Origin of the sequence: Streptomyces sp. NPDC006512 (assembly GCF_040611935.1) — a bacterium.
Classification (GTDB): domain Bacteria; phylum Actinomycetota; class Actinomycetes; order Streptomycetales; family Streptomycetaceae; genus Streptomyces.
In genome coordinates this window covers 18,219-42,875 of the sequence record NZ_JBEXPG010000006.1, presented here as the reverse complement: position 1 = coordinate 42,875, position 24,657 = coordinate 18,219, and the positions used below count along the sequence as shown (strand labels likewise).

The following is a 24,657-nucleotide window of genomic DNA, read 5'->3' as shown; positions in this document are numbered from 1 at the left end:
AGGCTTCTGGATTTCTCAGCCCTTGAGCAGGCCGTTCAGCTCGCCGTACGGGAGGGCGTCCGCGAGCGGACCGTACGTGCCGCCGGCCAGCAGCTCCTCGGTGGCGCGGCGGACCAGGGCGTACGCGGCCTCCGCGACCCAGGACCCGAGGCTGACCCGCGCCACCCCGAGGGCGCCGAGCTCGGCCACGGACGGCGCGGCGGGGCCGACGAGGACGTTGAGCGGGGCGTCGATGCCCTTGGCGAGTTCGGCGACGGTGGCCGGGTCGACCACGCCGGGCACGAAGATGCCGGAGGCCCCGGCTTCGAGGTACGCGGCGGCGCGGGCCAGGGTCTCGTCGAGCCGGGTCTCGGGCGCGCCGAGGCCGAAGAGGTAGGTGTCGATGCGGGCGTTGACGAAGAGCGGGACCCCGGCGGCATCGGCGGCGGCGCGGGCCGCGGCGAGGCGCTCCGCGTGGTCGGCGGGGGCGCGGTTGCCGTCCTCGATGTTGACGCCGACCGCGCCGGCGGCGAGGACCCCGGTGACGGTCTCGCCGACGGCGGCGGCGTCGGCTCCGAAGCCGCCCTCGATGTCGGCGGTCACGGGGACGGACACGGCGCCGGCCACGCGGGCGATCAGGTCGAGGGCGCGGTCGCGGGCGAGGGCGTCGCCGTCGGGGGAACCGAGGGACCAGGCCACGCCCGCGCTCGTGGTGGCCACGGCGCGGGAGCCGGCGGCCTCGACGACGCGGGCGCTGGCGACGTCCCATGCGTTGGCGAGGGCGAGCGGGGAGGCGGGGGTGTGCAGCGCGGCGAAGGCGGCGGCGCGGGCGGCGAGGTCACGGGAGTCGGTCATGGGTGCAGTCCATCAGACCGCCCCGCCCGGGGCTGGCGAATTTCCGACACCATGTCACCTGGCCCCCGCCGGCGCCGCTGGTGCGGACCGTCCACCGGGGTCCCCCGCCCGGGCTCTTGCCCGACCCGCCGACCCGCCCGGCCCTCTGCTCGGGCCGCCGGGCCGCCCGCCCGCCCGCCTGGGCCGTCTGTCCGCGCGTGCCCCGGCCGGAGACCCTCTCCCCGGTGCCGCCCCGGCAGGGGTTACGTGGCCAGGCCCGTCTTCGCGCCCGCGCCGCACAGGGGGAGGACCGCGGTGCGGCCCTGGAGGGGGTCGCCGGGGGCGCCGGGGCGCACCGCCGCCCAGCAGGCCGCGGCGGTCGGCTCGACGAAGAGGCCGCGCCGGGCGAGGTCCCGCTGGGCCTCGCGCAGCCGGTCGTCGGGGACGGTCAGGAAGGTGCCGCCGGACTTCCGTACCGCCGCCAGGATCTGCCGGGCCCGCGGCGGGGCCGGGATCGCGATTCCCTCGGCCAGGGTCGGCAGCTGGGGCACCGGCCCCGCGTCCTCGGCGCCCGCCGCGAACGCGGAGGCCAGCGGGGCCACCGCCGCCGACTGCACCGCGATCAGCGCGGGCGGCCGCACCCCGCGCCGGGCCAGCTCCTCCACCGCCAGCGCGGCGCCGAGCAGCAGCGTGCCGTTGCCGACCGGGACGACCAGTACCTCGGGCAGCCGTCCGGCCATGGCCTCCCAGACCTCGTACACGTACGTCTTCGTGCCCTGGAGGAAGTACGGGTTGAAGACGTGGCTCGCGTAGAAGACGCCGGGTTCGTCGGCGGCGGCCCGGGCGGCCGTGGCGGCGGCCTCGCGGCCGCCCGGCACGATCCGTACGGCGGCCCCGTGGGCCCGCATCTGCCCGGTCTTCTTCTCCGAAGTGCCCTCGGGCACGAAAACTTCACAATTCAGTCCGGCCCGCGCGCAGTACGCCGCGACGGAGGTTCCGGCGTTGCCGCTGCTGTCCGCGACCACCCGCTCCGGGGCCAGCCGCCGGGCCACCTCGGCGAGCATCACCGCGCCCCGGTCCTTGAACGACAGCGTCGGCATCAGGAAGTCGAGTTTGGCGTGAACGCGCTCCGCCAGCGGCACCAGCGGGGTGTGCCCTTCGGACAGCGTCACCGAGAATGCCCCCGGCAGGGGCAGTGCGGCCGCGAAACGCCACAGGGAGTGGGGTCCCGCGGACGGTTCCAGGGCGGTGGCCGGATCAGGTGCGAAGTCGAGGTCCCAGGGGCCACCGCAGACCGGACAGCACCACGGGGCGGTCCGCACGTCCGCGCGCGTGCCGTCCTCGGGGCAGAGGTAACCAGGGAGTGCGTGCGTCATGTGCGGAACGCCTTTGCTCAATCATGGCCGTTGTATGGCACGGATGTTACGCGTCCGTTGTCCTCTTGTCGGATGCCGCACAGGTGGGTCAACCTTTCGGGAGCGACGACCTGTTGGGCACCGCTCATTGTCATGAGCATGCCTTTTGGTGCCTTCGTGCGCCGTCGCACACCCCCCGCAGCGCACCACCTATGAGGAGGAACCCTCACATGTCCGTGATGCGTCACACCCGCCGGAAAATCGCCGGCATCAGCGCGACCGCCGTCGTGGCCCTCGCGCTCGGCGCGGCCGCCGCCTTACCCGCCTCGGCGGCCGACCACGGCGCACTGGGCGTCATCCAGAACGCAGGCGCCGAGGGAGCGATCCCGGGCAGCTACATCGTGACCCTGAACGACTCCGCCGCCCGCTCCACCGCGGACAGCGGCAAGGCCGTGGCCAAGCGGTACGGCGCGAAGATCGACCGGACCTACAGCGCCGCCCTCAACGGCTACTCCGTCGAGGTCTCCGAGGCGCAGGCCAGAAAGCTCGCCGGCGACCCCGCCGTCAAGTCGGTCGTGCAGAACCGCCTCTTCACGGTCGACGCCACCCAGCCCAACCCGCCGTCCTGGGGCCTGGACCGCATCGACCAGCGCTCGCTCCCGCTGGACAACAGCTACACGTACCCGGACAAGGCCGGTGAGGGCGTCACCGCCTACATCATCGACACCGGCGTCCGCATCACGCACCAGGACTTCGGCGGCCGCGCCTCCTACGGCTACGACGCCATCGACAACGACAACACCGCCCAGGACGGCCACGGCCACGGCACCCACGTCGCGGGCACCGTCGGCGGCACGGCGCACGGCGTCGCCAAGAAGGCCAAGATCGTCGGCGTCCGCGTGCTCAACAACCAGGGCTCCGGCACCACGGCCCAGGTCGTCGCCGGCATCGACTGGGTGACGCGCAACGCCGTCAAGCCGGCCGTGGCCAACATGTCGCTCGGCGGCGGGGCGGACCCCGCGCTCGACACCGCCGTACGCAACTCCATAGCCGCCGGAATCACCTACGCCGTCGCGGCGGGCAACGAGTCGACCGACGCCAGCACCAAGTCGCCGGCGCGCGTCGCGGAGGCCATCACCGTCGGCTCCACCACCAACACCGACGCCAAGTCCAGCTTCTCCAACTACGGCAGCATCCTGGACATCTTCGCGCCGGGCTCCAACATCACCTCGACGTGGGGCACCGGCGACACCGCCACGAACACCATCTCGGGCACGTCGATGGCCTCCCCGCACGTGGCGGGCGCGGCCGCGGTCTACCTCTCGCAGAACCCGGCCAGCACCCCGGCCCAGGTCTCCGCGGGCCTGGTCGCCGCGGCCACCCCGAACGTGGTGACCGGTCCCGGTTCCGGTTCCCCGAACCGGCTGCTGAACGTGGGCGGGGGCACCACCCCGCCGAACCCGGGCACCCGCTTCGAGAACCTGAACGACTACGCGATCAACGACAACGCCACCGTCGAGTCGCCGGTCACCGTCAGCGGGATCTCCGGCAACGCCCCGGCCACGCTGAGCGTGCCGGTCGACATCAAGCACACCTACGTCGGTGACCTCAAGGTCGACCTGGTCGCGCCCGACGGAACCGTCTACAACCTGCGCAACCGCACCGGCGGCAGCGCGGACAACATCGTCCAGACCTTCACCGTGAACGCCTCCTCCGAGGTCGCCAACGGAGTCTGGAAGCTGCGGGTCGCCGACCTCGCGAACGCCGACGTCGGCAAGATCGACTCGTGGGCGCTGCAGTTCTGACGACCCCCCGGGAGACCGGGAGGCAAGGGGCGCGATAGCAGGCTGGATCGCGCGATGAACGCGGGGGCGACCGAGGACTCGGTCGCCCCCGCTGCGTACTATTCGCGCATTCGTTCGCGCCCCCCGTGATGGAGCACCTCACCCCGTGAGCACCCCGCCCCCGCCGCGGCCTCCCGCCGGCCCCGGCCACCACTGGCCTCCGCCGTCCCCGCAGCCGCCGTGGGGGCCGCCCGCCCGGGCGCTGCCGCCCGTGCTCAACGGGTTCGCCCTGGCCTCCCTGCTGGTCGGGCTGCTCTGCTTCCCGCCGCTGGGCATCGTCTTCGCCGGAGTGGCGCTGGTGCAGATCGCGCGCAAGGGGGAGCGCGGCAAGGCCCTGGCGGTCGTGGGCCTGGTGGTCTCCGTGGTGATGACCGCCGCCGTCGTGGCCGGCGCCGGGGCGTACGGCAGGGAGTTCCTCGACCGGCTGGGCCCGTCCCGCTCCCCCGAGGTGACCGAGGGCGAGCTGACCGTCATGGAGGAACTCCGGGCGGGGGAGTGCTTCAACGTCCCCGGCGGCGACCTCCTCGACGAGGACCCCCTGGTCTACCGGATCGGCTGCGCCTCGGTCCACGACGCCGAGGTGACCTCCGCGACCCTGCTCGGCACGGACTCCTTCCCGGGCACGCAGGAGCTCCAGCGGTCCGTCACGGACATGTGCTGGAAGGCGCAGGACGCGTACGCGATGGACACGTGGGCGCTGCCCGGGTACGCGGAGATGTTCTACTTCGCGCCCTCGCGCGAGTCCTGGCGGGCGGGCGACCGGCGTCTGATCTGCGTGATCGGAACCTCCGAGGAGGAGCACGAGGGGAGCCTGCGCCGGGACGAGGGGATGCTGACGCCCGAACAGGTCACCCTGCTGCGCGCGCTGAACGCCGCGGACCAGGCGCTGGGGCGCGGACCGGACGCCGAGGTCGCCGACGCCCTGCCCGAGTACCGGGCGTGGGCGCGGGAGGTCGAGGAGTCGCTGGGCGCGGAGGAGCGGATGCTCCGGGACGTGACGCGCCGCCCGGGGACGGGTCCGGCGGCGGCCGCGCAGCTGAAGGAGGTCGAGGCGGCGCGCAAGGCGTGGCAGCGGGCCGCGCGGGCGACGAAGCCGGCCGAGTTCCAGGCCGCGTGGGACGGGGCACTGGCGGCGATATCGGTCGATACCGAACAGGCGCTGCGTGGCGCCTACGGTTTGGCGACCGTGGTTCCGGAGTGGCTGGAGGACTACCCGGGGGATGCGGGCGAGGATTCCGGGGGCGGACCCTCGGCGGAATCCGTCTGAGGCCTTGTGGGTAACGCGCGGTAACGGGTTTGAGTGACCTGCCTTCATCACTTCGGGTGAAACTCTGGCCCGTGCTTGCGCTGCACAACCGTCGGTTGCCAGGGTGTAGCTGTCTGTCAACCTGATGGGAGTGGCCAGTGACTTTCGGTGAGCAGCCGGCCTATCTGCGCGTCGCCGGGGATCTGCGACGGAAGATCGTCGATGGGTCCCTGCCCCCGCACGCCCGGCTGCCTTCACAGGCCCGGATCCGCGAGGAGTACGGGGTCTCCGACACGGTGGCGCTGGAGGCCCGCAAGGTCCTCATGGCGGAGGGGCTGGTCGAGGGCCGCTCCGGCTCCGGCACGTACGTGCGCGAGCAGCCCGTACCGCGCAGGGTCGCGCGCTCCGGCTACCGCACGGGCGGCTCGTCGACGCCGTTCCGGCAGGAGCAGGCGGAGACGGGCGCGCGCGGCACGTGGGAGTCGAACAGCGAACAGGCGGAGGCGCCGACCGAGATCGCGAAGCGGCTCGGCATCGAACCGGGGGACCGGGTCATGCGCACGCGGTACGTCTTCCGCGACGCGGGAGAGGCGATGATGCTCTCCACCTCCTGGGAGCCCCTCGCCGTGACCGGCCGGACCCCGGTGATGCTGCCGGAGGAAGGGCCGCTCGGCGGCTCCGGGGTGGTCGACCGGATGGCCGCCATCGACGTCGTCGTGGACAACGTGGTCGAGGAGGTCGGCGCGAGACCGGGGCTGGCCGAGGAGATCATGTCGCTCGGCGGGGTCCCGGGGCACGTGGTCCTCGTGGTGAGCCGCACCTACTTCGCCTCCGGACGGGCGGTGGAAACGGCCGACGTCGTCGTCCCGGCCGACCGCTACCGCCTCGCGTACCACCTGCCGGTGAAGTGACCCCGCCCCGCCCGGCCCGGCGGTGTCCCCGGGGGCCCGCGCCCCGGGCCGACGCGGCCGGGGCCGGGTACCGCTGAGCGGACGGGGGGTCGCGGGGGAGTTCACACCGCGGTGACGCGGGGCGGGCGGGCGTTACGCCCGGGCAACGCCGGGGAGTGACGGGCCGTCACGTGGCGGCCCTACCGTCGGGCGCCATGACCGACACCGCCACCACCCCCGCTCCCGCGCCGCCGGCCCGCAGCTACGCCAAGCTCGCCGCCGACGAGAGCCGCGAGGACTATTCGCTGAGGTACGCCCCGCACGCGTTCCGCCGGTGGGGACCCGGCACCGTCGCCGGCACCGCCCTCGGCGGGATCGCCTACCTCGCCGACTTCGCGATCGGCGCGTCCATCGTCTTCGCCTACGGCTTCACCAGCGGCGCCGCCGCGATCCTGGCCGCCGCGGCCGTCATCTTCCTGACCGGCATCCCCATCGCGCGCGCGTGCGCGACGTACGGGCTGGACATGGACCTGGTGACGCGCGGCGCCGGCTTCGGGTACTTCGGGTCGACCCTGACCTCGCTCATCTACGCCTCCTTCACCTTCATCTTCTTCGCCCTCGAAGGCTCGATCATGGCCCAGGCCATGCACCAGGCCTTCGGCCTGCCGGTCGAGATCGGCTACCTGGTCACCACCCTCATCGTGATCCCGGTCGTCTTCCGCGGCATGGGCGCCCTCGCGAAGGTGCAGGCCTGGACCCAGCCGGTCTGGCTCGTCGGGCTGGCGCTGCCCTTCCTGGTGCTCGCCTTCGAGGCCCCCGGCAGCTGGGGCGCCTTCACCCACTTCGGCGGTACGGAAGGAGCCGGCCCGGGCTTCTCCTGGATCGGCTTCGGCTTCGGGACCGGCATCGCCCTCTCGCTCATCGCGCAGATCGGCGAGCAGGCCGACTACCTGCGCTTCATGCCCGCCAGAACCACCGCCAACAGCCGCCGGTGGAACCTCGCCGTGCTCGCGGCGGGCCCCGGCTGGGTGGTCATCGGCGCCGCCAAGCAGCTCGGCGGCGCCTTCCTCGCGTTCGTCGCACTGGAGGCGGTCGGCAAGACCCACGCCCTGGAGCCGATCGCCCCTCAGATCGAGGCGCTGCGCCCCTGGCTCGGCGGGTTCGCGCTGCCCGCCGCCGCGCTGTTCGTGATCGTCTCCCAGATCAAGATCAACGTCACCAACGCCTACAGCGGCTCGCTCTCCTGGTCCAACTTCTTCTCCCGCATCACCCACCGCCACCCCGGCCGGGTCTGGTACATCTTCCTCAACCTCGGCATCGCGCTGACGCTGATGGAGCTGAACATGTTCGCGATGCTCGGCAAGCTGCTGGGCTTCTACTCCAACGTCGGCATCGCCTGGATCGCCGCCGTGGCCGCCGACCTCGTGATCAACAAGCGGCTCGGACTGAGCCCGCCGTACATCGAGTTCAAGCGGGCCTACCTCCACGCCGTCAACCCGGCGGGTTTCGGCGCGATGGTGATCGCCTCCACGGTGTCGATCCTCGCCTTCTTCGGACTCTTCGGGACGTACGCCGAGGCCTTCTCCACCTTCATCGCGGCCGGACTCGCACTCCTCCTGTGCCCGTTGATCGCCTGGGCGACCCGCGGGAAGTACTACCTGGCCAGGCCGAACACCGTGAACGGCCCCGGCGTGGAGGTCGCGGACGTCACCGCCACGCACACCTGCTCGGTGTGCGAGACCGCGTACGAGCTCCCGGACATCGCCGACTGCCCGGCCCAGGCCGGACCGATCTGCTCGCTGTGCTGCTCCCTCGACGCCACCTGCGGCGACGTCTGCCGCAAGGCGCCGGAGGCCGGGGCGGTGATCCTGCCGATGCCCTCCGTACGCCGGGTCTGAACCGGCGTACGCGGCCCGTTCGTACGCCTGGCCGGATGCGTACGCCCCCTAGGTACCTCTTCGTGAAAAACCGTATCCGCTCAGTAAAGGTCGGGCGTAAGCTCGGGCATATGCGCAATGCGGTTTCCTGGGCAGGTACATCGGCGGAGGGTGAAGCGCGATGAACGACAGCGGTGCCCTGCTCCCATGGCTGGTCATACGTCAGGACGACAACGGCAACCGCTACCGGGTGGGCCGGTACCCCACCCGGGCCGAGGCCCAGAAGGTGGTCGACAGCCTCGACGACCGGGGACACAAGCAGCTCTACTGGGTCGAGCGGATCGGACAGGGCAGCCAGACGGCCACGACGAACTAGGCCGGGCGGCCGGGCGGCGGAGACCGGGCCGCCGGAACGCCGGCAGCACTGGCATAGGCTCCGCCCATGACTGAACGCGTGGTCGTGGGCGGAGCCCTTTGTCATGACGGGCGCCTGCTCGCCGCCCGGCGCAGTGCGCCTCCCGAGCTGGCCGGCCGGTGGGAACTGCCCGGCGGGAAGGCCGAGCCCGGCGAATCCGTCCCCGAGGCGCTGGTGCGCGAACTGCGCGAGGAGCTCGGCGTCGAGACCGAGGCGCTGGAGCGCATCCCGGGGGAGTGGCCGCTGAAGCCCGGTCTCGTGCTGCACGTGTGGACGGCCCGGCTGGTGTCGGGGGAGCCCGCACCGCTGGAGGACCACGACGAGCTGCGCTGGCTGGGGCCCGGGGAGCTCGACTCCGTCGACTGGCTCGACCAGGACCGGCCCGCCGTCGCCGAGGCCGGGCGCCGACTGCGCGCCGCGACGCCACCGGAGCCGCACGACGGGGCGCACCGGGGCGCGTGAGGCTCCCGCTGTAGGCCGTCTGCGCCACAGTGCGCCGGTGCGTGGGGGATCGAGTGGTACGACGCCCCGAATATCGGGTATGTCGCTATTAATCCCTATCTCGTCCCCCTTTCGTCACCGACGAACCGGACTGGGGTCGCTGCTGGCCCGGGAAGTGATCGGCGTGATCGACGCAGACGGTGAACGTGCCGAATGGGCCTTCCCCGCCGAACCCGGTGCCGTCCGCACCGCCCGCCACGCCGTGCGCGGCACCCTGCGCTCCTGGGGCCTGGACTCCGTCGGCGACGTGACCGTCCTGCTGGTCAGTGAGCTGGTGACCAACTCCCTGCGCTACGCCTCCGGCCCCATCGGGGTCCGTCTGGTACGGCGCAAACCGGCCGCCGGGGACCAGCCCGGCGCCGACGCGCTGCTCGTGGAAGTTTCCGATCCGCTTCCGGATCCGCCCCGCGAGCGGGTCGCGCAACCGGACGACGAGGGGGGCCGGGGACTGCACCTCGTGGCGGTCTCCGCACAGCGCTGGGGAACCCGGCACGGGAAATCGGGCAAGACTGTGTGGTTCGAGTTGGCTCTTCCTGGTGAGTAACAAGGTGAAGGGTGGCCGACGATCACCGGACGTGGCTCGAAAACAACGGGACCTTTTTGTGATCGTGAACGCCGTGCCGTCCGGGGCCGTGGTGCTGAATACTTCGGTCCATGGCCGGTCCGGTTGCGGTGAGCTGGAGGGGACGGTCGCGTGAGCGAGATACCTGCGCAGGCACATCAGGCCCGAGTGCCCAGGGAGACATGGCACGACTCCTTGTGGCACAGCAGCCCGCCTGGCTCGATATATGACTACATAAAGGTCGCGTCGTTCTCGATCGGTCCGGACGGGCTCGTCGACCAATGGAGCCTGCGCGCCGAGGAACTGTTCGGGCTCACCGCCGCCCAGGCGGTCGGGCGCGATCCGGTCGAGGCCTTCATGCCGCCCGAGCTGCGGGCCGACGGGCACCGCAAGGTCGCGGAGATCCTCGACGGCAAGGAGTGGACGGGCCTGATCCCCTTCCGGATCCCGGACGGGGACGGCGCGCACGGCGTGGCCGAGATCTACGTGATGCCGACCCTGACCGAGACCGCCGAGCGGGCCGCGCTGTGCGTCGTCGTCGACGTCCGCGCGCTGCGGCGGATCGAATCCGATCTTGCCGCCTCGCAGGCGATATTCGGCCAATCTCCTTTCGGCTTCCTGCTCTTTGGTACGGACTTCACCGTGCAGCGCGCGAACCGCCGCTTCGCCACCGTCTTCGGCGGCGCCGTGGAGGAGCACCGCGGCCGCACCGTGCACGACTACCTGCCGCCCCACGAGGCCGACCGGATGGCCGAAGCCCTGCGCCGGGTCCTGGAGACCGGCGAATCCGTCACCGACCTGCGGATCACCGGCGCGGCCCCGGGCAGCCGCGAGAAGCGGCACTGGTCCATCAACCTCTACCGGGTCCACGGCGGCACCGGCCTGCCCATCGGCATCGCCGGCCTCGGCACCGACGTCACCCGCCGCCACCTCGCCGCCCGCGAGGCCGCCGGGGTGCGCCGCAACCTCGCCCTCCTCAACGAGGCCGGGCACCGGATCGGGAACTCCCTCGACCTGGAGACCACCGCCCGGGAACTCCTCGACGTCACCGTCCCCGGCTTCTGCGACCTGGCCGCCGTCGACCTCTACCAGGGGCTGCTGCTCGGCGACGACGACCGGCCCGCACGCCCGCAGGGCCCCGGGGTGCCCTCCCTGCCCGGCCAGGGCGCCGGGCGGGCGCCGTCCGCCCCGCTGCGCCGGGTGGCCTTCGCCTCGGCCGTGTCGGACGCCCCGCTGTCGGGGCCCGGCGCGCTGGTCTCCGTAGGGGAGATCCACCGCTATCCGGCCGCCTCGCCGGGCGCGCTGGCCCTGCGCACGGCACGGCCCCGGCTCGCCCCGGCCGCCGGACCGGACGACCTGGTGCAGTCCACGCTGATCGTGCCGATGGTCGCCCACGACACGGTGGTGGGCCTCGCCCAGTTCTCCCGAACCAAGGGCAGCGAGCCCTTCGGGGAACGGGACCGGGCCGTCGCCGTGGAACTGGCCGCACGGGCCGCCGTCTGCATCGACAACGCCCGCCTCTACCGGCGGGAGCACGAAAGGGCACTGATACTGCAACGCAGCCTGCTTCCCCCCGGCGACCCGGAAGCCGCCGGACTCGACATCGCCTGCCGCTACCTGCCGGGGAACGCGGCGACCGAGGTCGGCGGCGACTGGTTCGACGTCATCGAACTCCCCGGGCACCGCACGGCGCTCGTCGTCGGCGACGTCATGGGCCGCGGACTGCGGGCCGCCGTCGCCATGGGCGAGCTGCGGACCGCCGTGCGCACCCTGGCCCTGCTGGACCTCGAACCGGCCGAGGTGCTCACCGCCCTCGACGAGGTCGCGCGCGGCCTCGGCGCCCCCGGCGGCTCCCAGCAGGCCTCCCGGGCCGCCCTGCACTCCCGGGACGCCGACCGCTCCGAGGTGTACCTCGCCACCTGCGTGTACGCCGTCTACGACCCGGTCACCCGACGCTGCACCATCGCCAACGCGGGCCACATGCCGCCCGTGCTGGTCGAACCGGCGGAGGAGGGCGGCACCCCCCGACCCGGACTGCTGCTGGAGATCCCGACCGGGATGCCCCTCGGCGTCGGCGGGGAGCCGTTCGAGGAGGTCGAGGTGGAACTGCCGGAGGGCGCGCTGCTGGCCCTGTACACCGACGGACTGGTCGAATCCCGCGACCACCCGCTGGAGGAGGGGCTGCGCGGACTCCGCGACGCCCTCGCGGACCCGGTGCGCCCGCTGGAGGACGTCTGCGACCACGTCCTCAACACCCTGGACACCCGGCACGGCGAGGACGACATCGCCCTGCTCATGGCCCGCGTCCAGGGGCTGCCCGTCGACGCCGTCGGCGACTGGCAGCTGCCCCGCGAGGCCCGCTCGGTGGGCCGCGCCCGGGAACTGGCCCGGGCGAAGCTGCCGGCCTGGGGGCTGGAGGGACTCCTCGACACCACGGAACTGCTGGTCAGCGAGCTGGTGACGAACGCCCTGCGGTACGGAGAGGGCGAGATCAGGCTGCGCCTGCTGCTGGACCGGACCCTGGTGTGCGAGGTGTGGGACGCGAACCTGGCCCAGCCGCGCCGCCGCCGTGCCCGCGACACCGACGAGGGCGGGCGCGGACTCCAGCTGGTCGGCCTGCTCTCCGCGGGCTGGGGCACCCGGCGCACCCACCGGGGCAAGACCGTCTGGTTCGAACTCCCGCTGCCCATGCCGGGCGGTGTGGGAGAGGCCGTCACCGAACTGTCCGCGGAGCAGCTCCTCGGCATGTACGGGTAGCCGGCGCCCGGGGGTGCGCGGCCGGTCGCGGCCGGCGCACCCCCGGGGCCGGGCCTCAGGCCGCCCTGCCCGCCCCGCTCGCCCCGCCCGCCTTCAGCGCGGCCAGGCGGGCCTCGATCTCCGAGGTCTTGCCCAGGTCCTCCAGCGATTCGAACTGCGCGTCCAGCGAGGACGCCGCCAGTTCCTGCTTCCCCATCGCCATGGCCTCCTCCCGCCGGACCTTCTCCTCGAATCGGTTCAGGTCGCTGGTGGGGTCCATGACGTCGATGTTCTTCACCGCGTCCATCATCGTGTTCTGCGCCTGCGCCGTCTTCGCCCGGGACACCAGCTCGTCCCGCTTCGCCTGGAGCTCCGTCAGCTTGTTCTTCATCGAGTCCAGGCCCGACTTGAGCTTGTCCACGACCTCCGTCTGGGCGGCGATCGTCGGCTCCGCCGTCCTCGCCTCCTTCTCCGACTGGAGCTGCCGGCCGAGGGCCACCTTCGCGAGGTTGTCGAACTTGTCGGCGCTGTCGGCGTCACCCGCACCCGACGCCCGCAGCTCGTCCGCCTTCCGGCTGGCGGCCAGCGCCTTGCCGCCCCATTCGGCGGCCGCGTCCACGTCCTCCTTGTGGTCCGCCTCCAGCATCCGCAGGTTGCCGATGGTCGTGGCCACCGCCTGCTCGGCCTCCGAGATGTTGTTCGTGTAGTCGCGGATCAGCTGGTCGAGCATCTTCTGCGGATCCTCCGCCTGGTCCAGCAGCGCGTTGATGTTCGCCTTCGCGAGCTGGGTGACACGGCCGAGGATGGTCTGCTTGCTCATGTGGGTCTCTCCTGGTGAGGGAACGTCGGGTGCGGCCGGGCCGCCTCGTCGGTCAGAAACGGCCGCCACCGCCCATCCGGCCGCGCGTGCCGCCGCCGCCGAAGGAACCGGGGCCGCGGCCACCCCCGCCTCCGCCGAAGCCGCCCCCGCCGCCGAAGCCGCCGCCGAAACCGCCCCCGCCGCGTCCGCCGCCCCGCAGGATCTCGCCGAGGATGATCCCGCCGAGTACGGCGCCGCCCCGGCCGCCGCCGGCGCGCGGGCCGGAGTACGGGTTCTGGTAGCCGCGTACGTCCTGTTCCGCCAGCTGCTGCGCCTGCCGGGCCAGGGAGTCCGCCTGCTGGGCCTCCGACAGCGCGCCCGCCGGGTCGGTCCCGGCCAGCGACACCGAGCGCTCCAGGTGCCGCTGTGCCTCCGCCAGCCGGGTCCGGGCCTGACTGCCGACCGCGCCCCGGCTGGTGGTGACGTAGTCCGTCGCCGCGCCGATCGCGCTGCGGGCCGACAGCAGGGCCTGGTCCAGCAGGGCCGCCGCGCGCCGCCGGCCCGTCTCCTGCTCCCGCGCCCCGGCCAGGGAGTCGTCGAGGGCCGCGTCGGCCTCCTCCACGCGGCGCAGGGCGTCGATCGGGTCGTACCGTCCGGCCGCCTGCTCCTGGCGCACGTCCGCCAGTACGGCCTCCGCCCGGCCGATGCGGCCGCGCAGGTCCGCCGTCGAGGTGCCCTCCGTGGTGCCCGTGAGGAGCCCGCGGGCGTCCGCGAGGTCGGTCTCCGTCTCCGTCAGCGCGCCCGGCAGCTTCCCCGCGGCCTCCGCGAGCTCCTGCGCCCGCCGCTCGACCGCGTCCACCAGCGTCGCCGCCTGGTCCACCGCGCCCTCGGCCGCCCGTACGTGCACGGCCGCCCTGCCGTTCTCCCCGTCGTGCAGCGCCGCCCGGGCCTCGCCGAGGTGGGTCGTCGCGAACAGCAGCCGGTCCTTGGCCTGTTCCGGGTTGGAGGCCACCGGCGCCGCCGCCGAGTCCGCGTACCGCCCGGTCAACGCCGTCACGGTCGCCGTCGCCGTCGTCGTACGTCCGGTCAGCTCCCGGAAGTGCGCCTCGACGGTCTCCACCGCCTGCGGGGCGTTCTTCTCCAGGTCCCGGAGCCGGTCGAAGGCCTCCGACTCGGCGTCGAGGCGCCGGTTCGCCTCCGTGCACCGGGACACGATCTCGTCCAGCATCCGGCGTCGCGTCGCGTCGTCCTCCGGATAGGCGTCGTCGAGCTGCTGGCGCAGCCGGAACGCGTGCGTCAGCTCGTCCTTCGCGTACGCCACGGCCTCCGTGAAGGTGCCGACGGCCTCGTCGCCGAACTGCGCCGAGGCGAAGCCGAGTTCCTCGGTACTGGTGCGGACCGCGTCGTCCGTCGCGACCAGCAGCGCCTTCGCCCGGGCGTCGAGCGCCGGCAGCGGCTCCGGTTCCGCCCTCCGGCCGTCCCAGCCCGTGTGCGTCGTCTCCGTACCGCGGCCGCCGCCCTTGCCGCGCTTGCGGCGCCGGTACGCGTACGCGCCCAGCGCCCCGGCCGCGCCGACGGCGACCACCGGCAGCACGAAGTCGCCCGCGCCGCTCTCCCCGCCCGTCCCGCCCGGGTCGGCCTCGCCGGGGGTGATGGCCGGTACCGGGACCGGCTGCCCGCCGAGCACCGCGGCGTACCCGTCGGCCGCGCCGATCGCGGCGCCCGCCCAGTCGTTCTGCTTCAGGGCGGGCTCGATGGCCGTCCGGGCGACGTCGTCGAGCTGCTGCTGCGTGAAACCGGACTGGGTGTCGGCCGAATAGGCGTACTGCCGGGCCCCGGTCGCCACCGCCAGCAGGACGTCGTTCTGACCGAGGCCGTTCTTCTGCGCCGTGGCGTCCGCCCAGCTCTGCGCGGAGCGCCCGGAGAAGTCGCGCACGTACGTCACGAAGAGCTGGATCCGCCGCTGCGCGTACAGCTCGTCCAGCGCGGCCGTCACCGCGGGCAGCCGGTCGCCCAGCGCGCCCACGCGGTCGGTGACCTGCCCCTGCTGCGACAGGGTGACGGGATCCTCGGCGCGGACCGCGGGCGCCCCGGCCACGCCCCACCCGCCGAACGCCAGCAGCGCGGCGGCCAGGACCAGTCCGGTGCGCAGGGATATGCGGGCGGCGGAGCGCCTCGTCGTCCTGCAGGGGGGCGGAGTCACATTTCGGAGATTATGGGCGGATCGGCGTGCCCGCACCCGGAGTCACGGCCTACGGGACCGCCACCGCCGTCAGTTCCGGGAGCGCCACGGCGACGGCGTCGGCGGTCAGTACCGCGCTCCCGAGAGCGGCGTGCTCCCACTGCCACCGCAGCTCCCCGCTCGCCGCGTCCAGCCCGGCCAGGAACGGCGGCCGGGGCGTGCGGCCGAGCAGCCCGCCGCGGCCGCCGTCCGCGGACCTCACGTACAGCAGGTCCCGCCGGACCCCCAGCAGTTCCACCGCGCAGGACGGGCCCTGACGCCGCACCAGGGGGCGGCGCCACCGCACCGCGCCGCTCTCCGCGTCCAGCGCGGACACCGTGTCCCAGCCCTCCCGGGCGCGGTGGGCGGCCACGTGGACCGTGCCGTCCAGGCAGAGCAGCCCGGTCGGCGCCGGAGTGCCCGCCTCGACGTGCCAGACGACGTGCCCCTCGCGCCGGTGCAGCGCGCGCACCGTCTTCCCGTCCGTCACGTGCACGGGACCCCCGGGCAGCCCCGGCGCGTCCCGGTACGGGTTGCGCGGCCAGGCCCACAGGGGCCGCCCGGTAGCCAGGTGCAGGGCGGTGAGCAGCAGCCCGTCGGCCAGGACCAGGCAGTCCCCCGAGACGGTCGGCCTGCGGGAGCCCGCGCCCTGGACCGGGTACCGCCACACGGTGTCCCCGGTCGCCCCGTCCAGCGCGGTGAGACCGCCCCGCGCCCCGTACAGCACCAGCCCCCCGGCCACGGTCAGCGGCGGGGTCCGCCCGGCGGGGGGTTCCGGCAGGTCCCGCCACCAGCGCACGCGGCCGTCCCCCGCCTCCCGGGCCAGCACCCGCACGCCCCCGCCCTCCTGCCCGGCGACGGCGACGTACACCGAGCCCGCGTCCGCCGCGCAGGACACGGCCGCGGCGGCGGGCCGCCCGGAGGCGGGCACGCCCTCGTCGGCGCGGGCCGTCCACAGGGCCGCCCCCGTGCCGGCCCACACCGAGCCCACCTCCTGGCCGGCCCGCCACACCACGCTGTCCCCGGCGGCGTACAGGGCCTGCGGCCGGACGGGGGACCGCCACAGCCGCTCCCCGGGTGCGACGGCGGTCCGCGGGGCCCCGGCCGTGCCCCCTCGGCCGGAGCGGCCCCCCACGGTGGCCCCCACCCGGTCCCGCGCCGCCGCCGTACCCCCGCCCAGGCCGGGCCCCGCCGGGTCCGCCCCCTCCCGGCCGGGCCCCGCCGACTCCGTCCCGCCCCGGTCGGGCTCCGCCCGGTCCGCGCCCACCCGAACCGGCGTCGGCCGCGCTCGTGTCGGGGGCGCCGCCGTGAGGCCGTCGACGTCGGGGCTCTCCCCGGCGGGGTCCCCTCCGGCAGGGGTCGCCCGTACGGGGTCGCCGGGGGAGCCGCCGGGGGACCCCGGGTCAGGTCCCCCGGGGGCCCGGCCCGCCCCCGGCGCCTGCGCCGGGTCCGCGTCAGCCGCGGGCCCCGCCGGGTCCCCCGCCCACGCGGCGGCCCCCGCCGCCAGCGCCCGCAGGGCCCGGGCCACCTCCGCCGCCGACCCCGGCCGGTCCGCCGGGGCCTTCGCCAGCAGTGACCGCGCCAGCGCCGCCAGCCGCGGCTCCACCCGCAGCTCCGGCGGCGCCTCCTCGACGTGCCGGAGCATCAGGGCGTACGGGCCCTGCGCCGAGCGGAAGGGCGGCGCCCCGCGCAGCAGCGCGTACAGCACGCACCCCAGCGCGTACAGGTCGCACCGGGCGTCCACCGGCTCGCCCCGCCACTGCTCGGGCGCCATGTACTCCGGGGTGCCGAACACGCGGCCCGTGACCGTCCAGCCCGCCGTCGCGTCCGAGGAGTGGGCGATGCCGAAGTCGCAGATCTTGAGCCGGCCGCCGGGCAGCAGGAAGAGGTTGGCCGGTTTCAGGTCCCGGTGGACCACCGCCTGTTCGTGCGCGGCGGCCAGCGCCTCCGCCGTCTGGGCCGCCAGGTCGACCGCCCGCGCCGCGGGCAGCCCGCCCGGCGCACGCGCCAGCGCCGACGCCAGGTCCTCGCCGGGCAGCAGCTCCATCACGATGAAGAGCCGCCCGTCGTGCACGCCCACGTCGTGCACTACGGTGATCCCGGGATGCTGGAGCCGCGCCCCGATGGTCGCCTCGCGCCGGAACCGCGCGGCCACCTCGTCGTTCGCCGCCGCCTCCAGCAGCAGCTTCACCGCCACGGACCGCCCCAGGCTCAGGTCGTGCCCGCGCCACACCTCGCCCATGCCGCCCTGGCCGAGCCGCCGGTCCAGCCGGTAGCGGCCCGCCAGATGATCCCCCACACGCACCGCGCATGCCCCCTGACTCCACGTCAACGCGTCCCAGGGGGCATTGTGTACGGCGAAGTGAACTACAGGGGGTCGGAGCGGCGGCGGATCCTGCTGCCCAGCCACACGAGCGGGTCGTACTTGCGGTCGACGGCCCGTTCCTTCAGCGGGATGAGCGCATTGTCGGTGATCTTGATGCCTTCGGGGCACACCTCCGTGCAGCACTTGGTGATGTTGCAGTAGCCGAGCCCGTGCTCCTCCTGGGCCGTGCGCTTGCGGTCCAGGCCCGTCTCGGCGGCCGCGTCCAGGGGGTGCATGTCCAGTTCCGCGACCCGCATCAGGAAGCGCGGACCCGCGAAGGCCTCCTTGTTCTCCTCGTGGTCGCGCACCACGTGACAGGTGTCCTGGCACAGGAAGCACTCGATGCACTTGCGGAACTCCTGCGAGCGTTCCACGTCCACCTGCTGCATCCGGTACGCGCCCGCCGCCACCCCCCGCGGCGGTACGAACGCCGGAACCTCCCGCGCCTTCGCGTAGTTGAAGGACACGTCCGTGACCAGGTCGCGGACGACGGGGAAGGCCCGCAGCGGGGTGATGGTGATCGTCTCCGACCGCTCGAAGGTCGACATCCGCGTCATGCACATCAGCCGGGGCCGGCCGTTGACCTCGGCGCTGCACGAGCCGCACTTGCCCGCCTTGCAGTTCCAGCGCACCGCGAGGTCGGGGGTCTGGGTGGCCTGGAGCCGGTGCACGATGTCCAGGACCACCTCGCCGTCGTGGACCTCGACGGTGAAGTCCCGCAGTTCCCCGCCCTCCGCGTCGCCGCGCCAGACCCGGAAGGCGGCATCGTAGGTAGTCACTCGTAGAGCTCCTCTTCGGCGAGGTACTTGACCAGCTCTTCCTTCTCGAACAGCGCGAGCAGGTCGGGCCGGATGGGGTCCGTGCGGGTGCGTACGAGGGCGATCCGGCCGGCCGCGGGGTCCGCGGGCTCCGGGTCCACCGGCCGGCACAGCAGGTTCACGGGCCGCCAGCTCCGCTCCATCGCCGGGCAGTCCTCGCGGGTGTGCCCGCCCCGGCTCTCGGTGCGTTCCAGGGCCGCGCGGGCCACGCATTCGCTGACCAGCAGCATGTTGCGCAGGTCCAGCGCCAGGTGCCAGCCCGGGTTGAACTGCCGGTGCCCCTCGACCCCGGCGCGCGCGGCCCGTACGCGCAGTCCCGCGAGCTTCTCCAGCGCCTCGGCCATCTCCCCTTCGCGGCGGATGATCCCGACCAGGTCGTTCATCGTCGTCTGGAGCTCCTGGTGGAGCGTGTACGGGTTCTCCGCGCCCCCGTCGGCGTGGAAGGGGGCCAGCGCCTCCGCCGCGGCGGCGTCGACCTGCGCCTGGGAGACGGCCGGACGCGCGGCGGAGGCCGCGGCGTGCTCCGCCGCGTGCAGCCCGGCCCGCCGGCCGAAGACCAGCAGGTCGGACAGGGAGTTGCCGCCGAGCCGGTTCGAGCCGTGCATGCCGCCGGCGACCTCGCCCGCCGCGAACAGGCCCGGTACCCCGACCGTCGCGGCGGTGTCCGAGTCGACGGCGATCCCGCCCATCACGTAGTGGCAGGTCGGGCCGACCTCCATCGGCTCGGCGGTGATGTCCACGTCCGCCAGCTCCTTGAACTGGTGGTACATGGAGGGCAGGCGCCGCCGGATCCGTTCCGCCGGCATCCGGGTGGACACGTCGAGGAACACCCCGCCGTGCGGCGAGCCGCGGCCCGCCTTGACCTCGGAGTTGATGGCCCGGGCCACCTCGTCGCGGGGCAGCAGTTCGGGCGGCCGCCGGTTGTGGTCCGGGTCCTCGTACCAGCGGTCGCCCTCCTCCTCCGACTCGGCGTACTTCTCCTTGAAGACGTCCGGGACGTAGTCGAACATGAACCGCTTGCCCTCGCTGTTGCGCAGCACCCCGCCGTCGCCGCGCACCGATTCGGTGACGAGGATGCCCTTGACCGAGGGCGGCCAGACCATGCCGGTCGGATGGAACTGCACGAACTCCATGTTCAGCAGCGGTGCGCCCGCGAGCAGTGCCAGCGCGTGCCCGTCGCCCGTGTACTCCCAGGAGTTGGAGGTGGTCTTGAAGGACTTGCCGATCCCGCCCGTGGCGAGCACCACCGCCGGGGCCTCCAGGACGAAGAAACGGCCGGACTCGCGTTCGTAGCAGAAGGTCCCCGAGACGCGGTCCCCGTCCTTGAGCACCCGGGTGACCGTGCACTCCTGGAAGACCTTGAGCCGGGCCTCGTGGTCCCCGTACTCCTTGAAGTCCTCCTGCTGGAGGCCGACGATCTTCTGCTGGAGGGTGCGGATCAGCTCCAGGCCGGTGCGGTCGCCGACGTGCGCGAGGCGCGGGTACTCGTGCCCGCCGAAGTTGCGCTGCGAGATCCGCCCGTCGGGGGTGCGGTCGAAGAGCGCGCCCCAGGTCTCCAGCTCCCAGACCCGGTCCGGGGCCTCCTTGGCGTGCAGTTCGGCCATCCGCCACTGGTTGAGGAACTTGCCCCCGCGCATGGTGTCGCGGAAGTGGACCTGCCAGTTGTCGTGGTCGTTGACGTTGCCCATGGAAGCCGCGATGCCGCCCTCGGCCATCACCGTGTGGGCCTTGCCGAAGAGGGACTTGCAGATCACGGCCGTACGGGCGCCCCGCTCGCGGGCCTCGATCGCGGCCCGCAGCCCGGCGCCGCCCGCGCCGACCACGACCACGTCCCACTGCTGCCGGTCGACTTGAGCCATGTCAGAAGATCCTCGGGTCGTCGAAGGTGCCGGTGGCCAGCAGGTACACGTAGAAGTCGCACAGCGCCACGCTGATCAGGGAGGCCCAGGCCAGCTGCATGTGGCGGGTGTTGAGCCGGCTGACCCAGCCCCACAGGCGGTAGCGCACCGGATGCTTCGAGAAGTGCTTCAGGCGGCCGCCCATGATGTGCCGGCAGGAGTGGCAGGACAGGGTGTACGCCCAGATCAGCACGGTGTTGACGAGGAACAGCAGCGTTCCCAGGCCCATGTGGCCCCAGTCGTACCGCGCGTCGCGGAAGGTCAGCACCGTGTCGTAGGTGAGGATCGCCGCGACCGGCACCGCCGCGTAGAAGAAGTAACGGTGGGCGTTCTGAAGGATCAGCGGGAAGCGGGTCTCACCCGTGTACGAGGCGTGCGGCTCGGCGACGGCGCAGGCGGGCGGCGAGGCCCAGAAGCCGCGGTAGTAGGCCTTCCGGTAGTAGTAGCAGGTCAGCCGGAAGCCGAGCGGGAAGACCAGGATCAGCAGGGCGGGGGACAGGCCCCACCAGCTTCCGAAGAGGTCGAGGTTGGGGCCGCCGCGCATCCGCTCGCAGTTCTCCGCCAGACAGGGGGAGTAGAAGGGGGACACGTACGGGGCCGCGTAGTAGTGGGCGTTGGCGAAGGCCCGCCAGGTCGAGTAGGCGATGAAGGCGAGCAGCCCGGCCGCGGTGCCGGCGGGCGACAGCCACCACCGGTCGGTCCGCAGGTGCCGGGCCGCGATCGCGGCCCGGGAGGGGCCGTGGACCCCGCCGGGCCGCTGTTGGGGTGGTTCCGTGCCTGTGGCCAAGGAGAACTCCGGGTGGAGTGTCGAGGGGTGGCCCAGGAGACCCGGCGCCGCGCGTACGGGCGCCGCCGGGCCAGATGGGGTGGGTACGGGGTACGGGGTACGGGCGGTCCGGCGGCGCGTCAGGGAGCGCGGCGGTCGCGGGCTCCGAGGCCCTCGTCGTCGGAGTCCGTCCAGAGCGTGCTGTCGTACGGGGTGTCCGGGACGGTGACCATCGCGGACCGGTCGGGCTGCCTGGAGGCGGCGGCCGGACCCTGCCGGGCCACGTCCCGCTCCAGCCGCTCCACCGAGCGGACGAGCTCGTCCAGGTTGCGTCGTACGGCGCTCAGATCATCTTGCAGGGACATGATGTGCCCTCACTTCCGCGGGTACGGTGACCGTGACCGTGCTCATGGGCGCCTGAGAGTGTCGCGCCTCCCGTCCCCGGTTGTGAAGAGACGTGCAGCGATTCCGGGCGTGCAGGCGTGAACCGTGCGCCCCCTCCCCGACCCCGTTTTCATCCCTCGTGCGGGGGAACGCCGCTCGCGCCGCAAGCCGGATTGGTCCGCCCGGGTGGGGTTCGCGGCGTGGCGCGCTCCGGCTGCGGGGCACCCGGGGGGCCGTCTATTTCAGTGGGTTTCGGCACCAGTGTGATCAGCTCCATATACCGCCGAACGTGATCTTGACCCCCATCTTTCGCGTCCCACCACGCCCCGCTCCGGAGGTACCACCCATGTCCCAGAGAACGCGCAGGTCCTTGGCGCTCCTGACCTCGGGCGTCCTCGCACTGCCGCTCCTCGCGGGCTGCGGCGCGGGCGACGAGGAAGGCGGACCGGCCGCAGCGGGACCGGACATCGCGACGACGGCCCGTGACCGGGTCACCGACGGCGGCGTTCTGCGCTGGGCCGTGGACGGCCTCCCGGACACCCTGAACACCTTCCAGGCCGACGCGGACGCCACCACCTCGCGGATCGCCGGCGCCGTCCTGCCCCACCTGTTCGTCCTGGACGGGAAGGGCCGCCCCGTGGCCAATCCCGACTACCTGGAGAAGGCCGAGGTCGTCGAGCGGGAGCCCAAGCAGGTCGTCCTGTACAAGCTGCACCAGCAGGCGGTCTGGAGCGACGGCCGGGAGATCGGCGCCCCCGACTTCGTGGCCCAGTGGCGGGCCCTGAACGGCAAGGACTCGGCGTACTGGACGGCCCGCAACGCCGGCTACGACCGGATCGAGAAGATCGAGAAGGGCAAGACCGACCTGGAGGTCAAGGTCACCTTCTCCAAGCCCTACGCCGACTGGCGCTCCCTGTTCAGCCCGCTGTACCCGAAGCAGGTCACCGGCTCCCCGGACGCCTTCAACGAGGGCGCCCGCGGCACCCTCAAGGTCACCGCCGGGCCCTTCGCCCTCGGGGCCATCGACAAGAAGACCGGCACCGCCGCGCTGACCCGCAACCCGCGCTGGTGGGGCCACCCCGCGAAGCTCGACACCCTCGTGCTGACGGCGGTGCCCCGCGCGGAGCGGCCGGCCGCGCTGGCCGCCGGCAAGATCGACCTGGGGGAGATCGACCGGGCCGGCGCCGACCGGATCGCCCTGGCCCACCGCGACGCCGGGCGCGTGAACGGCTCGCACGGCCCCGGCGCGGCCCTGACGCCGGCGCAGGCCACCCTGTCCTGGGCGCTGGCCCACGGCGCGGACGAGACCAAGGCCCGCGAGGAGCAGGAGCTCCGGCAGAAGAGCGCCGACGCCACCAAGAAGTACGCCGACGAGCAGGCCGCCCTGCGCACCTTCAAGGTCCGCAAGTCCCTGGAGCCCGTCTACACCCAGCTGGCCATGAACGGCGCCTCCGGCCCGCTGTCGGACGAGCGGGTCCGGCGCGCGGTGGCCCGGGCCCTGGACCGCAAGGCGCTGGCCGAGGCCGTGCTCAAGCCGCTCGGCCTGCCCGCGAAGCCGGTCGGCAGCCACCTGGCCCTGGCCGGGCAGCAGGCGTACGCCGACAACAGCGAGGCCCTCGGCGGCCAGGACCCCCAGGCCTCCCAGGCCCTCCTCGCCGACGCGGGCTGGCGCCGGGGCGGCAAGCTCACCGAACCGGCCGGAGCGAAGGCGGGACCGGAGGTCTCCGGACAGGACGACTCGAAGACCCCCTCGACGTCCTCGGGCCCGGGCACCGGCAACGACGGCCTCTACATCGTCGGCCAGGACGACGGGCGCAACGGCGACCTGCGCTCGGCGACCGCGCAGCTGGCGGCCCGCGCCCGGCTCCGCCCGGCCCAGGCCGCCCCCGGCGACCACGAGGCCGCCCACGGCAGGCCCGGTGGCCCCGCCGCGGACCTGCCGGCGCTCCCGGACGGATCCGCGTACGGCCTCGACGGGGAGATCGTCGACGCCGACGCCTTCGCCCCGGGAGGGCCCGGAGCCGAGGGAGCCCCCGGCGCCCCCGGGAGCCGGCCCGCCGCCGCCCTCGCCCCGGCCTCCCTCGCAGCCCAGCAGGAGAACGCGCTGCTGGCTCAGGCCGAGGCCGTCGACGACGCCAAGAGCACCGCGGACGCGGAGGCGGACGGCGACGCCGAGGCCACCGACGACGGCAAGGAGCCCGCCGAGGCCAGCCCGGCCCCCGCCCCCGTCAAGCAGACGGCGCGGACCTCGGGCCGCATGCTCGCCAAGGACGGCAAGCAGCTCACCCTGCGCTTCGTCCTCCCGGCCGGACCGGGCTCGGAGTCCCTGCGCACGGTCGGCGAGCGGATCGCCCAGATGCTCCAGAAGATCGGCGTGGGCACCGAGATCACCAAGGTCGCGGACGAGAGCTTCTTCAAGGACCACATCGCCTCGGGCCAGTACGACCTGGCCCTGTACTCCTGGCCCGCGACGGCCTACCCGGCCACCGACGCCCGGCCGATCTTCGCCAAGCCGGAGCCGGCCGCCGACGGTTCTCTCCTCGTCGAACAGAACTACACCCGCGTCGGCACGGACCACATCGACCAGCTCTTCGACCAGGCCCTGGGCGAACTGGACGAGAAGCAGGCCCGCGAGCTGATGCGCAAGGCCGACGCCCGCATCTGGGCCGCCGCCGGATCCGTACCCCTCTACCAGCGCCCCGAGCTGGTGGCGGCCAAGCCCGGCCTGGTCAACGCCGGCGCCTTCGGCCTCGGAGCGCCGAGGTACCAGGACATCGGCTGGAAGAAGCCCGCCTCGGCGAAGGACAAGAAGAAGTAGCGGACTGCGGCGGACGTACCTTCGCAGAATGCGTACCTTCGGAGAAGAAGTGGTGACAAAGGGGTGGAGTACCGGGTGACCCACGGGTCACAAGCTCAGAAGTGACTCAAGTCCCTTGCCCGCCGGAGACCCGGCGGGCAAGGTCGTGGATACCCGTTGACCCGCATGAACACAGGCTCCACCGACAGCCGGGACTCCCCACCCCACACCCGGCCGTCCTCAGTCGTCCGGCCTCTTGACAGACCCCCCGGCAGGCGGTTCCCGCCAGCCGACGTACGATGGGGTAAGGCCGTGGCAGGTTTTCGCCCGGTCGAGGCGCGCGTGCCAGGCCGTACGCGACGCCATCCAC

The 24,657-nt window shown here is 73.5% G+C and carries 18 protein-coding genes; 9 read left to right on the top strand and 9 right to left on the bottom strand.

Annotation, left to right across the window (positions count from 1 at the left end):
- Window positions 1-15: 15 nt before the first annotated feature.
- Window positions 16-834 carry an isocitrate lyase/phosphoenolpyruvate mutase family protein gene (locus ABZZ17_RS06150; protein ID WP_356872535.1) on the bottom strand — a complete coding sequence of 273 codons (819 nt, stop codon included), beginning with the start codon at window positions 832-834 and terminating at the stop codon, window positions 16-18.
- A 242-nt stretch (window positions 835-1,076) separates the two neighbouring features.
- A complete protein-coding gene (locus ABZZ17_RS06145) occupies window positions 1,077-2,189 on the bottom strand; it encodes a pyridoxal-phosphate dependent enzyme (RefSeq protein ID WP_356872533.1) in 1,113 nt (370 codons plus the stop codon).
- Window positions 2,190-2,398: 209 nt separating this feature from the next.
- Between ABZZ17_RS06145 and ABZZ17_RS06140 the strand changes: the two genes are divergently transcribed.
- The 8 genes from ABZZ17_RS06140 (at window position 2,399) to ABZZ17_RS06105 (ending at window position 12,260) form a co-directional block, all read left to right on the top strand.
- A complete protein-coding gene (locus tag ABZZ17_RS06140; protein WP_356872531.1) occupies window positions 2,399-3,973 on the top strand; it encodes a S8 family peptidase in 1,575 nt (524 codons plus the stop codon).
- A gap of 145 nt (window positions 3,974-4,118) precedes the next feature.
- Window positions 4,119-5,279 carry a DUF4190 domain-containing protein gene (locus ABZZ17_RS06135; protein WP_356872529.1) on the top strand — a complete coding sequence of 387 codons (1,161 nt, stop codon included), beginning with the start codon at window positions 4,119-4,121 and terminating at the stop codon, window positions 5,277-5,279.
- A 137-nt stretch (window positions 5,280-5,416) separates the two neighbouring features.
- Entirely contained in the window at window positions 5,417-6,169 is a 753-nt protein-coding gene (locus tag ABZZ17_RS06130) for a GntR family transcriptional regulator (protein WP_356872527.1), read from the top strand.
- Window positions 6,170-6,363: 194 nt separating this feature from the next.
- Window positions 6,364-8,046, top strand: a complete 1,683-nt coding sequence (locus ABZZ17_RS06125) for a hypothetical protein (RefSeq protein ID WP_356872525.1) — start codon at window positions 6,364-6,366, stop codon at window positions 8,044-8,046.
- Between the two features lie 160 nt (window positions 8,047-8,206).
- Window positions 8,207-8,401: an SPOR domain-containing protein gene (locus ABZZ17_RS06120; protein ID WP_267012425.1), complete on the top strand. Its 195-nt coding sequence runs from the start codon at window positions 8,207-8,209 to the stop codon at window positions 8,399-8,401.
- A gap of 66 nt (window positions 8,402-8,467) precedes the next feature.
- Window positions 8,468-8,902 carry a (deoxy)nucleoside triphosphate pyrophosphohydrolase gene (locus ABZZ17_RS06115; protein WP_356872523.1) on the top strand — a complete coding sequence of 145 codons (435 nt, stop codon included), beginning with the start codon at window positions 8,468-8,470 and terminating at the stop codon, window positions 8,900-8,902.
- 154 nt (window positions 8,903-9,056) lie between these two features.
- Window positions 9,057-9,485 carry an ATP-binding protein gene (locus ABZZ17_RS06110; RefSeq protein ID WP_356872521.1) on the top strand — a complete coding sequence of 143 codons (429 nt, stop codon included), beginning with the start codon at window positions 9,057-9,059 and terminating at the stop codon, window positions 9,483-9,485.
- Window positions 9,486-9,698: 213 nt separating this feature from the next.
- Window positions 9,699-12,260 (top strand): SpoIIE family protein phosphatase, encoded by a 2,562-nt coding sequence (locus tag ABZZ17_RS06105; RefSeq protein ID WP_356872858.1) that lies wholly within the window; start codon window positions 9,699-9,701, stop codon window positions 12,258-12,260.
- A 55-nt stretch (window positions 12,261-12,315) separates the two neighbouring features.
- On the opposite strand, the gene ABZZ17_RS06100 is transcribed toward ABZZ17_RS06105, so the two are convergent.
- From ABZZ17_RS06100 to ABZZ17_RS06070, 7 genes are all read right to left on the bottom strand, one after another.
- Entirely contained in the window at window positions 12,316-13,059 is a 744-nt protein-coding gene (locus ABZZ17_RS06100; RefSeq protein ID WP_356872519.1) for a PspA/IM30 family protein, read from the bottom strand.
- Window positions 13,060-13,111: 52 nt separating this feature from the next.
- Window positions 13,112-15,172: a TPM domain-containing protein gene (locus tag ABZZ17_RS06095; protein WP_356872856.1), complete on the bottom strand. Its 2,061-nt coding sequence runs from the start codon at window positions 15,170-15,172 to the stop codon at window positions 13,112-13,114.
- A 118-nt stretch (window positions 15,173-15,290) separates the two neighbouring features.
- On the bottom strand, window positions 15,291-17,558 hold the full coding sequence (locus ABZZ17_RS06090) for a protein kinase (RefSeq protein WP_356872517.1): 2,268 nt from the start codon (window positions 17,556-17,558) through the stop codon (window positions 15,291-15,293).
- 68 nt (window positions 17,559-17,626) lie between these two features.
- Complete coding sequence (locus ABZZ17_RS06085; RefSeq protein ID WP_356872515.1) at window positions 17,627-18,403, bottom strand: succinate dehydrogenase/fumarate reductase iron-sulfur subunit; 777 nt, start codon at window positions 18,401-18,403, stop codon at window positions 17,627-17,629.
- Entirely contained in the window at window positions 18,400-20,301 is a 1,902-nt protein-coding gene (locus ABZZ17_RS06080) for a fumarate reductase/succinate dehydrogenase flavoprotein subunit (protein ID WP_356872513.1), read from the bottom strand. The genes ABZZ17_RS06085 and ABZZ17_RS06080 overlap by 4 nt, the downstream gene beginning before the upstream one ends.
- A gap of 1 nt (window position 20,302) precedes the next feature.
- Window positions 20,303-21,127: a hypothetical protein gene (locus ABZZ17_RS06075; RefSeq protein WP_356872511.1), complete on the bottom strand. Its 825-nt coding sequence runs from the start codon at window positions 21,125-21,127 to the stop codon at window positions 20,303-20,305.
- A 119-nt stretch (window positions 21,128-21,246) separates the two neighbouring features.
- Window positions 21,247-21,471 (bottom strand): hypothetical protein, encoded by a 225-nt coding sequence (locus tag ABZZ17_RS06070; protein ID WP_356872509.1) that lies wholly within the window; start codon window positions 21,469-21,471, stop codon window positions 21,247-21,249.
- Between the two features lie 365 nt (window positions 21,472-21,836).
- Here ABZZ17_RS06070 and ABZZ17_RS06065 point away from each other — a divergent pair, with 365 nt between their 5' ends.
- On the top strand, window positions 21,837-24,308 hold the full coding sequence (locus ABZZ17_RS06065) for an ABC transporter family substrate-binding protein (RefSeq protein WP_356872507.1): 2,472 nt from the start codon (window positions 21,837-21,839) through the stop codon (window positions 24,306-24,308).
- The last annotated feature ends 349 nt before the right edge of the window (window positions 24,309-24,657 follow it).

Bases quoted from the DNA above. Each gene is read 5' to 3' on its own strand.
- ABZZ17_RS06150 (WP_356872535.1), bottom strand. From the start codon at position 834: ATGACCGACTCCCGTGACCTCGCCGCCCGCGCCGCCGCCTTCGCCGCG.
- ABZZ17_RS06145 (WP_356872533.1), bottom strand. From the start codon at position 2,189: ATGACGCACGCACTCCCTGGTTACCTCTGCCCCGAGGACGGCACGCGC.
- ABZZ17_RS06140 (WP_356872531.1), top strand. From the start codon at position 2,399: ATGTCCGTGATGCGTCACACCCGCCGGAAAATCGCCGGCATCAGCGCG.
- ABZZ17_RS06125 (WP_356872525.1), top strand. From the start codon at position 6,364: ATGACCGACACCGCCACCACCCCCGCTCCCGCGCCGCCGGCCCGCAGC.
- ABZZ17_RS06120 (WP_267012425.1), top strand. From the start codon at position 8,207: ATGAACGACAGCGGTGCCCTGCTCCCATGGCTGGTCATACGTCAGGAC.
- ABZZ17_RS06115 (WP_356872523.1), top strand. From the start codon at position 8,468: ATGACTGAACGCGTGGTCGTGGGCGGAGCCCTTTGTCATGACGGGCGC.
- ABZZ17_RS06100 (WP_356872519.1), bottom strand. From the start codon at position 13,059: ATGAGCAAGCAGACCATCCTCGGCCGTGTCACCCAGCTCGCGAAGGCG.
- ABZZ17_RS06080 (WP_356872513.1), bottom strand. From the start codon at position 20,301: ATGGCTCAAGTCGACCGGCAGCAGTGGGACGTGGTCGTGGTCGGCGCG.
- ABZZ17_RS06070 (WP_356872509.1), bottom strand. From the start codon at position 21,471: ATGTCCCTGCAAGATGATCTGAGCGCCGTACGACGCAACCTGGACGAG.
- ABZZ17_RS06065 (WP_356872507.1), top strand. From the start codon at position 21,837: ATGTCCCAGAGAACGCGCAGGTCCTTGGCGCTCCTGACCTCGGGCGTC.